Below are 11,963 nucleotides of genomic sequence, written 5' to 3' on the forward strand. Positions count from 1 at the left end.
CATCTCGTACGTCTCGGTGCTTCCGAAGCGGTAGACGGTCCCCCGCGGAAGAACTCATCGGCCGCGCCGAACTTTTTTCGATCGGCCGCGCCGCCGCGCCGAAGGCGGGTCCTGCCCGCGGATCGGCGCGGCCTCACCCCACCCGTTCGCTCTCGCGTTCCGTCTCGCCGGCCGGCTTGGTGTCGCCGTGGCCCGGCCACCACGCGGTGTGTCCGATCAGCGCGGTCAGGCTCGGGGTGAAGATCAGCGCCATGATGAAGGCCGCGATCGCGATGCCGCTGGAGAGCGCGAAGCCCATCTGGGACAACGTCGAGTTGCCCGCCAGCATCAGGGTCGCGAAGGTGCCCGCCAGGATCACGCCCGCGGCCGCGATGGTCGGACCCGAGTGCTTGACCGCGACGGCCGCCGCGTCGTGGGGGTTGTGGCCCTCTCGGGCCTCTTCACGCAATCGCGACACCATCAGGATGTTGTAGTCGGTGCCGAGCGCGACCACGAAGAGGTACATGATCACCGGGAGCATGAACATCAGCCCGGGCTGGTCGCCGATCTTCTGGAACAGCACCGACGTCGCGCCGAGCGTGGCGCCGAAACCGAGCGCGACCGAGGCCATCAGGTACCACGGCGCGACCAGGCTGCGCAGCAGCAGGCCCAGGATGATCATGATGCACACCGCGGCGACCGGGAAGACCACCGAGTAGTCCCGGTCCACGGCCCGGTTGATGTCCACGTAGACGGCGCTGATCCCGCCCACGAGCGCCCGGGTCCCGGCCGGTGCCGCCTCGTGCATGGTCGGCCGGAGCCGGTCCTTGATCGTCGACAGGGCGTCGTCGGTGGCGGGCGAGTCGGTGAGCACCACCGAGTAGAACGCGGTTCGTTGGTCCGCGCTGAGCACCGCCTCGGTCACCGAACCGACCCCCTGCACCCGCTGCAGCGCCGCCTCGAACGGGATCCGCTCCGCGGGCGTGAGCGGCCGGCCGGTGGTCGAGGTCAGGTACACCTCGGTGGGGTCCGTGGTGCCGGGCGGGAAGCCCTTCTCCAGGTTCTTCATCGCGACCACGGACTCCTTGTCCGAGGGCAGCGACGAGCCGGCCAGGTCGAAGTTGGCCTTGTAGCCCAGCGCGCCGATCGCGAGTACGCCCATCACCAGCGCGGACAGCACCGCGAACACCGCCGGTCGGCGCCCGATGCCCCGGCCGAGTCGGGCGAAGCCGGTGCCGTGCGGCGCGACCCGCCAGGACTTGGACGGCCAGAACACGCGGGTACCCAGCAGCGAGACCACGGCCGGCACCAGCGTCAGGCCCGCGACCAGCGTCACGAACACCGCGATCGCAAGCGCCGGGCCCATCGAGCGCAGCATGCCGAGCGTGGACAGGGTCAGCGCCGCGAACGCGACGATCACCGCCGCCGCGGCGGAGGCGATCGCCTCGCCGACCCTGGACACCGCGTGCACCATGCCGGTCTTGGCGTCGACCCCCTCGCGCAGCACCTCGCGGTAGCGGAAGAGCAGGAACAGCACATAGTCCGTGCCGACGCCGAACAGCACCACGGTGAGCAGTTGTTCGATCGAGCTGTCCGCCTTCATGTCGAAGACCTTGTTGGCCGACGCGATCAGCCCGGTGGCCATCGGCGCGATCAGCCCGATGATCACCACCGGCAGCAGCGCGATGATCGGGCTGCGGAAGATGATCAGGAGCAGCAACACGATGATCACGATGGTGCCGACCGCGACCAGCGTGCCGGCCTTCTTCGAGGAGTCCCGTTCGTCGAGCGCCTGCGCGGCCTGACCGGTGATGCCCGCCGTCAGGGCGGTGCCGGCCACCTGCGCCTTGACGTCCTTGCGCATCTCCTCGACCGCGTCCTGCGGGGTCTCGTCGTTGGGGTCGGTGATCTCCGGCATCGCGACCGTCGAGGTCTGCACGAGGCCGTTCGGCGAGACCTGCCCCGGGGTCACCGCGAGGACGTCCTCGATCTTCCGCGCCTGCACCGACGCCGAGATCCGGGCGACCTGCTCGCTGTCCGCCTGGGTCAACGGCTTGCCGTCGGAGCGCTGGAAGACGATCACCGCGCCGACGTTCTCCTGTTGCGGGAAGTCCTGGTTGCGCAGGTCGGACGCGCGCACCGATTCGTAGGACTTGGGCAGGAAGCTCTTCTCGTCGGTGGAGGAGGTCAGCTTCGGCGCGAGGCCGATCACCACACCCGCCGCGATCACCCAGGCCAGGATGACCCACCAGGGCCTGCGTACGACAAACCGGCCCAGGGCCGCGAACATGGGCGCCTCGCTTCGTACTCGACGGATACGGCTGCCTCACGTCACCGTCGAACGCGCCGAGAGGCCGCGCCAGCCGGGTGATCCGTGCGGGTGACCGGCCCCACCGGCGGCGCGGGACACGCCGGCACCCGCGCGCCGAGACCCGTTTCGCGCGGTGGACCCCGGCGCGAGGGTCCGGTGTCCGGTCGGTACCGTTTGGCTGCCGCCGAGGGAAAAGCCGGGCTCCGCCGGGACGCCCGGGGCGGCCGGCATGCTCGCACAGCGCCGCCGTCGGCGGCACCGGGGAACGGCACGGGATGGTGATGGTGGCGTCGAGTGGTCGCGACGCGATGAGGGCCGCCTTCGGCCCTCGGGAGGACGCCGCCTTCGCGCCGCTGCTCGCCCGGGTCGTGACCGCGGTGATCACCTGCGGGTTCTTCTTCGGCGGCTTCGTCGGGCTGGTCCAGTCGACCCGGTTGTCGACCGGCGCCAAGGCGATCGCGCTGGGCCTGCTGCTCGCCCTGGTGACGCTGCACCTGCGCAACTGCGTACGCCCGGCGGACGGCTCCCGGCCGGCGGGTTGGCGGTGGACGCTCGGCGCGCAGGCCGTGCTCACCTATCTGCCGATGACGTGGTTCCACGAGACCTGGTACGGCAATCCGGGCTTCCTCGCGGGCGCCGCGCTGCTTCTGTTGCGGCCCGCGTGGGCGGCCTGGGCGGGGTTCGTGGCGGTGCTGGCCGTACAGGTGCCGGTCGGTCTCGCGGTCCGGCCGACCGTGGTGGAGGCGCTGTACCTGGTTCTGGGGCAGGCCGCCCTGGTCGGGCTGGCGGTGTACGCGCTCGCCGGGCTCGCCGACCTGGTCGCCGCGCTGACCGCGACCCGCACCGCGCTCGCGGAGGCCGAGGTCGCCCGGGAACGCCTGCGCTTCGCCCGGCACCTGACCGACGGCGTCGGCGCGAGCCTGACCCGGATCCTGGCCGGCGGCGACGCGCTTGTGGTCGGACTGCGCGAGCGCCCGGAGAGCACCCGGCCGGCCCTGACCGAGGCGCTGGCCGAGGCCCGTGCGGCGATGGCCCGGGCCCGGGCCTTCGCGCACGAGCACAAGAGCATCGAGAACACCCCGCCGCCGGCGATCGCCGACGAGCCGACGCCGCGCGCGGTCGCGGTGCTGCGGGTGGCGATCCTGGTGTTGCTGATCGTGCCGCTGCCGCTGCGGGTGCTCGCCGCGAGCGACTACTCCCCGGCCCGGCAGGCGCTGTTCGGGCTCCTGTTGTGCGCCTTCGTCGCGCTGTACATCCGCAACTGCACACCCGCCTCCGGTGGGCGGCCCCGCTGGTGGCGGTGCACGTTCGCGGCGCAGATCGCGCTCGCGTACGTGCCGCTCGTCGTGTTCGACGCCCGGGTCTGGTCGGTGGGGCTGTTCCTGGCCGGGCTCGCCCTGGTGTTGCTGCGCGGGCCGTGGCGCGTGCTCGCGGTGATCGGATTCGCGTTGCACGACGTGTACTTCGGCACCTGGAGTCCGACCCTGCTGGATCGCGTCTACCACGTGGTGTGGATCCTGGAGCGCGCGGCGCTGGTCTACGGTCTGGTCCGGATGGCCGACCTCGCGCGGGCGCTGGGCGCGGCCCGGGTCGAGTTGGCCGCCGGGCAGGTCGCCCGCGAACGGCTGCGGCTGGGACACGATCTGCACGACCTGCTCGGCTTCAGTCTGTCCGCGCTGGTGCTCAAGACCCAACTGGCGCTGCGGTTCGCCGATCGCGACTCGGAGTCGGCGGCGAGCCGGCTCGCCGAGGGGCTGGCCATGGCCCGGCAGGCGCTGGCGGACGTCGGCACGGTCTCGGGCGGGTATCGCGGGATGTCGTTGGCGGTCGAGGCGGGGACCGCGCGGGACGTGCTGGCCGGGGCCGGGGTGGCGGTGGAGGTCGCCGTCGACGTGGGCGCGTTGCCGGCGGGCATCGACACCGTGTTGGCGACCGTGCTGCGCGAGGGCGCCACCAACGTACTGCGGCACAGCTCCGCGACCCGGTGCGCGATCATCGCGTCGGTCGAGCCGGACGGCGCGGTCGTACTGCTCCTGACCAACGACGGCGTGCGTGCCGGCGCCGGCTCGGCGCCGACCGGGGCGGGCCTGGGGTTGAAGTCCCTCGACGGGCGCCTGGCGGCGCTCGGCGGCACGCTCACCGCCGGGGTCGTCGGCGACGCGTTCCGGCTGCGTGCGCGCATACCCGGAGACGTACGCGCGGGGCTCGTGCGCGAGTGAAGCCCGCGCGCTGCCGGCCCCCACCGCGCCCGTCCGCGCCGTTCCGCGCCTGCCGCGCGCGGCGGGGGAGTTGCCCCGAAGACGTCTGGGCGATGTGCGGTAATCTCCAAGGAAATCAACCCATTTACCCCGCCGTTCGCGCCCCCGCGCGACCCGCCCGGGCTCCGGGCGCGGCCGAATCGACGCATCCGTCCCGAGAGTTCGGCCGCCCGCTGTCGTCCCACGATGGTGGGATGGGGTATCACTGCATTGGCGATCGCACGTCACACGACATGCACACGTCGCACCGGCGCACGCCGGGCTTCTACAGTCCTGTAGATTCACCCATCGGCGGCCGTCGCGTGATCACCCGATCCGCCTGTACCCAGACATGCACGAGGGAAGGAAGCACTGCCATGGGAGTCAGTCTCGCCAAGGGCGGCAACGTATCCCTGTCCAAGGCCGCGCCCGGTCTCACCGCCGTCGCGGTGGGTCTCGGATGGGATGCGCGCAGCACGACCGGTGCGGACTTCGACCTCGACGCGAGCGCACTGCTGCTCGGCAACGACGGTCGGGTGCTGTCCGATCTGCACTTCGTCTTCTACAACAACCTGACCAGCCCCGACGGCTCGGTCCAGCACACCGGCGACAACCTCACCGGTGAGGGCGATGGCGACGACGAGACCGTCAACGTCGACCTCGCGTCCGTGCCCGGCGACGTCCAGCGGGTGGTCTTCCCCGTGTCGATCCACGACGCGGTGGCCCGGGACCAGTCCTTCGGCCAGGTACGCAACGCCTACATCCGGGTGGTCAACCGCGCGGACAACAACGAACTCGCGCGCTACGACCTCACCGAGGACGCGTCCACCGAGACCGCGATGGTCTTCGGTGAGCTGTACCGCAACGGCAACGAGTGGAAGTTCCGCGCGGTCGGCCAGGGCTACGCCTCGGGTCTGGCCGGCATCGCGAAGGACTTCGGCGTCAACATCTGAGCCGATTCCCCCGGGGTCGGCCCCGGCCGCACGACCCCCGCACGAACGTGCGTCAGGGCCGCATCGTCGTCGGTGCGGCCCTGACGTCGGGTCCGGGGGAACGATTTCGGGCGGGCGGCGGTTGATCCTGAACCGGAGCGGCATCGCATCCGGTCCGCGGTACCGCGTCCGGGCAGCGCCCCGGCAGGCACAGCGGTCGCGGCACAGTGACATCGACCAGAGCGGTGGCGATCCGATCGCCCCGAACGAAACAAGGAGTGGGCGTCATGGCCGGTCTCGACAAGCTGATCAAGAAGGCGACCGACTACGCCAAGAAGAACCCGGACAAGGTCAAGTCCATCGTGGACAAGGTGAAGAAGCAGGCGGACAAGCGCAAGGGTCACTGACCCGCACGCGCACCGGACGCGCGGCCGTCTCCCCCGCCCGCCGCTACGGGAGCGACCCGCCGCCCTCGGGGTCGCCGCGCGTCGGCCCGGCGTCCTGCGCCGGGCCCGCAGGCGGTTCGCCCTGCTCCGGCCGCCGCAGCCGGTCGGCGAGCGCGTCGAATCCCGCCGCGAACGCGCTCGTGCTCGGCGCCGGGCCGGGACCGCGCAGACGGCCGGCGAGCGCGGAGCCCAACCCGGCCATCCGGGTCACCTCGTCGGCCATCGTCTCCACGTCGTCCGGCCACGGATAGTCGGGCCGCGCGAGGTAGAGCGCCACCAGGCCGTGCAGCGCCGCGAGCATCTGCAGGGTCAGCCGGGTCGGGTCGCCGACCAGGACACCGGCGTCCAGACACGGCTGGATCGCCTCGCCGACGTAGGCCAGACACGCGTCCGCCGCGGTCCACCCGCCCGCCGAGCCCGATCGCGGCCGCATCATCAACAGGCGGTACTGCACCGGGTGTTCGAGCCCGAAGCGGACGAACGCGGCACCGCGCCGACGCATCGACTGGTACGGATCCGCGATGCCGTCGCCCACCTCGCGCATCCGCCGCCCGAGGTCCTCCCACACCGCGAGGCACACCGCCTCGACCAGCGCCTCCTTGTCCGCGAAGTGCAGGTACACCGACGGCGTCGTCACACCCACACGCGCGGCGACCGCGCGCAGCGTGAGCGCGGACTCGTCGCCGGCCTCGTCGAGCAGCGCGGTCGCCGCGCGCAGAATCTCGTCGCGCAGCAGCGCGCCGTCCCCGGGACGGGCACGGGTACGGGCGCGGGATCGACTGGTGGGCGGCACGCGTCCAGTTGACAGCCACCGACTTGACGCTGTCAACTTGACAGCGTCAACTCAGGTGAGGGGTTCGGAATGAGCACTACGTCGTCGACCGCGGGACCGACCGGTCTGGAACAGCTCCAGGCCCTGCGGGACCACGGCATGCCCACGGGGATCGGCCCGTTCATCGGCATGGAGCCGGAAGAGGTCGAGGACGGCCGGATCGTGTTCAGCGCGTCCGCCCGGCCCGAGTTCGCCAACCCGATCGGCACCATGCACGGCGGCATCGCGGCCACACTGCTGGACTCCGCGATGGCCTGCGCGGTGCACACCACCCTGCCGCCCGCGACCGGGTACACCTCGCTCGACATCTCGGTGCGCTACCTGCGCCCGGGCCCGCTCGACGGCAGCAAGCTGCGCGCCGAGGGCCGGGTGATCCATCGCGGTCGCACGATCCGCACCGCCGAGGCCGAACTCACCGACCACCAAGGCCGCCTGCTCGCCACCGCGACCACGACCTGCCTGATCATGCCGCTGGGGTGACACCCGCGACGCCGGCGGTCGGGCGGTGCCTCGGGCGCCGGCCGACCGGCGGCGGATCACACCGCGTGCTCGCCGATGCGCTCGACACCGGCCGGCAGGCGATCGGGGGTCAGGAAGGCGCGCAGCTCCTCGCGGAAGGCGCGCGCGGCGTGGGTGAGCGCGGCGTCGCTGCGGTGGGCCAGGGCGATGGTGCGGGACAGGCCCGGCGGGGTGAGCGGCGTCGCGGTCAGGCCCGGTCGGCCGACCAGCACCATGCTCGGCACGATGGCCGGCCCCAGGCCCACCTCCACGAACCGCAACACCGCGTCCATCTCACCGCCCTCGATCGCGAACTCCGGCTCGAAACCCGCCTCGTGACACGCGGTCAGAGTCGACTCGCGCAGGTCGTAGCCGTCCCGGAACATCACCAGCCGCACCCCTCGCAGCGCCTCGATCGGCACGGTCGCACCGGCCACCGGCGGCGTGCCCGCGAGCACCAGATCCTCGCGCAGCAGCGGCTCGGTGGTCAGCGCCGCGCCGACCCCCTGCGGCGGCACCACGATCAGCGCCAGGTCCAGATCGCCGCGCAGCAGGGCCCGGACCAGGTCCCGCGAGCCGTTCTCGTCGACCAGCAGCCGGATGCCCGCGTAGCGGGCCTGGAAGCTGCGCAACACCTCGGCCAGCAGGCTGGCGGACAACGACGGGGTGGCGCCGATCCGGACCCGGCCCGAGCGCAGCCCGACCAGCTCGGCCACCTCCAGGTGCGCGACGTCCACGTCCGCCAGAATCCGTCGCGCGATCGGCAGCAGCCGCTCCCCCGCCGGGGTCAGCGCGATGTTGCCGCGTACGCGGGTGAACAGTTCGGCGCCCAACTCGTGCTCCAGGGCCCGGATCTGCTTGGACAACGACGGCTGGGCGACGTGCGTACGCGCGGCCGCGCGGGTGAAGTGCCGGGTCTCGGCGACCGCGACGAAGTAGACGAGCTGCTGGAACTGCATACCCTCAGCCTTGCATAGCCGACGGCTATCGAAACGAGGCATTTCCGATCTTGGACGGCATGACCTTGGTCCGCCTACCGTCGAACCCATGGCGACCCTGACCCGCGCACCCGGTGCCGCCGGGCAGCGCAGGCAGGGAGCGTCGCACCGTTCGACCGTCATGATGAAAGTCGCGATGGCGCTCAGCGGTGCCGTGCTCCTTGCCTATCTGACCGTCCACATGTTGGGCAATCTGAAGATCTTCTTCGGCGAGTCGAGCTTCGACCACTACGCACACTGGCTGCGCACCATCGGCGAGCCGCTGGTCCCGCACGAGGGCACCCTGTGGATCATCCGGGTGGGCCTGACCGCGGCCGTGCTCGTGCACATGGCGATGGCGATCCTGCTCACCCGACGCGCGCGCCGGGCGCGGCCGGTCAAGTACGTGCACCGCCCGCCGGTCCAGGGTTCGTACGCCGCGCGCACGATGCGCTGGGGCGGTGTGATCATCGCCCTGTTCGTGGTCTACCACCTGCTCGACCTCACCGTCGGGGTGGCCAATCCGGTCGGGGCCTCCGGCAAGCCGTACACCAACGTCACCGCCGACTTCGAGCACTGGTACATCACCGCGATCTACACCGTGGCGGTCGTCGCGGTCGGCTTCCACCTGCGCCACGGCGTGTGGAGCATGACCCGCTCGCTCGGCCGGCAACGCCCCGGCACCGAGCGGCTGATGGGTCGGATCGCGACCGGATACGCCGTGTTCATGACGGTCGGATTCCTCTCCGTGCCGTTCGCCGTGACCGTCGGAATCGTGGGGTGAACGTGATGGACCGACACACCGAGACAACCCGAGACACCGGACACCTCGCATCCGGCGAGGGCGCCGGGCGACCCGGGCACACCGAGTACGCGCATTACACCGTCGGCGCCGAGATCGCCGACGAAGTGGCTCCGGACGGTGAGCTGGCCGAGCGTTGGGGACAGCGCCGACTGGCCGCCAGGTTGATCAACCCGGCCAACCGGCGCCGGCTCCCGGTCATCGTCGTCGGCACCGGTCTCGCGGGCGCCTCCGCCGCCGCAACGCTGGCCGAACTGGGCCACCCCGTCACCTCGTTCTGCTATCAGGACTCGCCGCGCCGCGCGCACAGCATCGCCGCGCAGGGCGGCATCAACGCCGCCAAGAACTACCGCGGCGACGGGGACAGCGTGGCCCGGCTGTTCAAGGACACCATCAAGGGCGGCGACTTCCGCGCCCGCGAGTCCAACGTGCACCGGCTGGCCGAGGTGAGCACCCAGATCATCGACCAGTGCGTCGCGCAGGGCGTGCCGTTCGCCCGCGACTACGGGGGTCTGCTCGACACCCGCTCGTTCGGCGGCGCGCAGGTCTCCCGGACGTTCTACGCGCGTGGCCAGACCGGCCAGCAACTCCTGCTCGGCGCCTACCAGGCGATGTCGCGCCAGGTCGCGGCCGGCAACGTCACCGTGCACGCGCGCACCGAGATGCTCGACCTGGTCGTGGTGGACGGCCGGGCCCGCGGCGTGGTGGTGCGCGATCTGGTCACCGGCGAGGTCACCACGCACCTGGCCGAGGCGGTCGTCCTGGCCACCGGCGGCTACGGCAACGCCTACTTCCTGTCCACGAACGCGATGGGCTGCAACGCGAGCGCGGTCTGGCGCGCGCACCGGCGCGGCGCGCTGTTCGCCAACCCGTGCTTCACCCAGATCCACCCGACCTGCATCCCGGTCTCCGGCGAGCACCAGTCCAAGCTCACCCTGATGAGCGAGTCGCTGCGCAACGACGGCCGGGTGTGGGTGCCCACCGCCGGCGGGGACACCCGCGCGCCCGGCGACATCCCGGCGGCGGAGCGGGACTACTTCCTGGAGCGGATGTACCCGGCCTTCGGCAACCTGGTCCCGCGCGACATCGCCTCGCGCGCGGCCAAGCGGGTCTGCGACGAGGGACGCGGCGTGGGACCGGGCGGGCTGGGCGTCTACCTCGACTTCGCGGACGCGATCGAGCGGCTGGGCGCGCCGGCCGTCGAGGAGAAGTACGGCAACCTCTTCGCGATGTACGAGCGGATCACCGGCGAGGACCCGTACACCGTACCGATGCGGATCTACCCGGCGGTGCACTACACGATGGGCGGGCTGTGGGTCGACTACGACCTCCAGTCCACCATCCCGGGCCTGTTCGTGATCGGCGAGGCGAACTTCTCCGACCACGGCGCGAACCGGCTGGGCGCCTCGGCGCTCATGCAGGGTCTGGCCGACGGCTACTTCGTGCTGCCGACCACGCTCACCCACTACCTCGCGGCCGGGCCGTTCGGGCCGGTGGACGCGGACGATCCGGAGGTGGTGGCCACCGAACAGGGCGTCCAGGACCGGGTCAAGCGCCTGCTCGCGATCGACGGCGACCTGTCCGCCGACCACTTCCATCGCGAGCTGGGTCTGCTGATGTGGGAGAAGTGCGGCATGGAGCGCGACGCGGCCGGGCTGCGCGAGGCGCTGGCGCGGATCCCGCGGTTGCGCGAGCAGTTCTGGTCGCGGCTGCGTGTACCGGGCACCGGCGCGGGGCTGAACCAGTCGCTGGAGAAGGCCGGTCGGGTCGCCGACTTCCTCGAACTCGCCGAGCTGATGTGCCTGGACGCGCTGCACCGCGAGGAGTCCTGCGGCGGCCACTTCCGCGCCGAACACCAGAGCGCCGGCGGCGAGGCCGCCCGGGACGACGAGGCGTTCGCCTACGTCGCCGCGTGGGAGTACACGGACGGCCCGCCCGTACTGCACCGCGAACGGCTCACCTTCGACAACGTCACCCTGGCCACGAGGAATTACGCATGAAGCTCACCCTGCGCATCTGGCGGCAGAAGGGCCCGGCGGATCGGGGCGGCATGGTCGCCTACGACGTGCCGGACGCGTCGGCCGACATGTCGTTCCTGGAACTGCTGGACGTGCTCAACGAGCGGCTCACCGAGCGCGGCGACGAGCCCGTCGCCTTCGACCACGACTGCCGCGAGGGCATCTGCGGCGCGTGCAGCCTGGTCATCGACGGGGTGCCGCACGGGCCGCAGAAGGCCACCACGACCTGCCAGCTCCACCTGCGGCACTTCCGCGACGGGCAGACCATCGATGTCGAGCCGTGGCGTGCCGCGGCCTTCCCGGTGGTCAAGGACCTGGTGGTGGACCGCTCCGGCCTGGACCGGATCATCGAGGCCGGCGGGTACGTCACCGCGCCCACCGGCTCGGCCCCCGAGGCGCACGCGACGCCGATCCCCAAGGCCGACGCGGACGCCGCGTTCGAGGCCGCGACCTGCATCGGCTGCGGCGCGTGCGTGGCGGCGTGTCCGAACGGGTCGGCGATGTTGTTCACCGCCGCGAAGGCCACCCACCTGGGTTTGCTGCCGCAGGGTGCGGTGGAGCAGGACACGCGCGTCGAGGCGATGATCCACGCTCACGACGACGCGGACTTCGGTGGTTGCACCAACACCGGCGAGTGCACCGCGGTGTGCCCGAAGGGCATTCCGCTGGGGGTCATCGGGCGGTTCAACGGGGACGTGCTTTCTGCCGCGTGGCGGGGGCGCTGAGCTCGTCGCCGCATGGCGCTGCACCTGGCCGGCCTGCGGCCGGTTGGCCTCAAACGCCGGCCGGGCTGAGTTGGGGGCTGATTGCCCGGACGAACTGCGGCTCTCCGCATCAGAAGCCGTTGTCTTATCGAAAGTAGTTCCTGCGTTTCCGCTGGTCGGGCATGAAGTCTGGTGCCGTGCGGGAGGGATGACGTGTCGCGTCGTTT

Annotated in this window: 10 protein-coding genes; 7 read left to right on the forward strand and 3 right to left on the reverse strand. The window is 71.7% G+C overall.

Going from position 1 to position 11,963, the window contains the following annotated elements; all coding sequences use genetic code 11:
- Positions 1-133: 133 nt before the first annotated feature.
- Positions 134-2,269, reverse strand: a complete 2,136-nt coding sequence (locus tag ACIBSV_RS29900; RefSeq protein WP_395868410.1) for an MMPL family transporter — start codon at positions 2,267-2,269, stop codon at positions 134-136.
- A gap of 329 nt (positions 2,270-2,598) precedes the next feature.
- Between ACIBSV_RS29900 and ACIBSV_RS29905 the strand changes: the two genes are divergently transcribed.
- The 3 genes from ACIBSV_RS29905 to ACIBSV_RS29915 all read left to right on the forward strand — a co-directional run bounded on the left by ACIBSV_RS29905 (position 2,599) and on the right by ACIBSV_RS29915 (position 5,866).
- Positions 2,599-4,509 (forward strand): histidine kinase, encoded by a 1,911-nt coding sequence (locus ACIBSV_RS29905; protein ID WP_395868412.1) that lies wholly within the window; start codon positions 2,599-2,601, stop codon positions 4,507-4,509.
- A gap of 395 nt (positions 4,510-4,904) precedes the next feature.
- A complete protein-coding gene (locus ACIBSV_RS29910) occupies positions 4,905-5,480 on the forward strand; it encodes a TerD family protein (RefSeq protein ID WP_395868414.1) in 576 nt (191 codons plus the stop codon).
- Between the two features lie 266 nt (positions 5,481-5,746).
- The gene (locus ACIBSV_RS29915) at positions 5,747-5,866 is read left to right on the forward strand and encodes an Rv0909 family putative TA system antitoxin (protein WP_379989414.1); all 120 of its coding nucleotides are present in this window, start codon (positions 5,747-5,749) and stop codon (positions 5,864-5,866) included.
- 43 nt (positions 5,867-5,909) lie between these two features.
- On the opposite strand, the gene ACIBSV_RS29920 is transcribed toward ACIBSV_RS29915, so the two are convergent.
- Entirely contained in the window at positions 5,910-6,698 is a 789-nt protein-coding gene (locus ACIBSV_RS29920; protein ID WP_395868416.1) for a TetR/AcrR family transcriptional regulator, read from the reverse strand.
- Between the two features lie 69 nt (positions 6,699-6,767).
- Between ACIBSV_RS29920 and ACIBSV_RS29925 the strand changes: the two genes are divergently transcribed.
- Positions 6,768-7,217, forward strand: coding sequence for a PaaI family thioesterase (locus ACIBSV_RS29925; RefSeq protein WP_395868418.1), 450 nt, complete (start codon positions 6,768-6,770; stop codon positions 7,215-7,217).
- A 56-nt stretch (positions 7,218-7,273) separates the two neighbouring features.
- On the opposite strand, the gene ACIBSV_RS29930 is transcribed toward ACIBSV_RS29925, so the two are convergent.
- Entirely contained in the window at positions 7,274-8,194 is a 921-nt protein-coding gene (locus ACIBSV_RS29930; protein WP_395868421.1) for a LysR family transcriptional regulator, read from the reverse strand.
- 88 nt (positions 8,195-8,282) lie between these two features.
- Here ACIBSV_RS29930 and ACIBSV_RS29935 point away from each other — a divergent pair, with 88 nt between their 5' ends.
- Genes ACIBSV_RS29935 through ACIBSV_RS29945 form a run of 3 tightly spaced genes read left to right on the forward strand, consistent with a single transcriptional unit; the run spans position 8,283 to position 11,757 of the window.
- Positions 8,283-8,996 (forward strand): succinate dehydrogenase cytochrome b subunit, encoded by a 714-nt coding sequence (locus ACIBSV_RS29935; RefSeq protein WP_395868423.1) that lies wholly within the window; start codon positions 8,283-8,285, stop codon positions 8,994-8,996.
- Between the two features lie 5 nt (positions 8,997-9,001).
- Complete coding sequence (locus ACIBSV_RS29940; RefSeq protein ID WP_395868425.1) at positions 9,002-11,014, forward strand: fumarate reductase/succinate dehydrogenase flavoprotein subunit; 2,013 nt, start codon at positions 9,002-9,004, stop codon at positions 11,012-11,014.
- Positions 11,011-11,757, forward strand: a complete 747-nt coding sequence (locus ACIBSV_RS29945) for a succinate dehydrogenase/fumarate reductase iron-sulfur subunit (protein WP_395868427.1) — start codon at positions 11,011-11,013, stop codon at positions 11,755-11,757. Before ACIBSV_RS29940 ends, ACIBSV_RS29945 begins: the two co-directional genes overlap by 4 nt.
- The last annotated feature ends 206 nt before the right edge of the window (positions 11,758-11,963 follow it).

It is taken from the genome of Embleya sp. NPDC050154, assembly GCF_044460165.1.
Classification (GTDB): domain Bacteria; phylum Actinomycetota; class Actinomycetes; order Streptomycetales; family Streptomycetaceae; genus Embleya.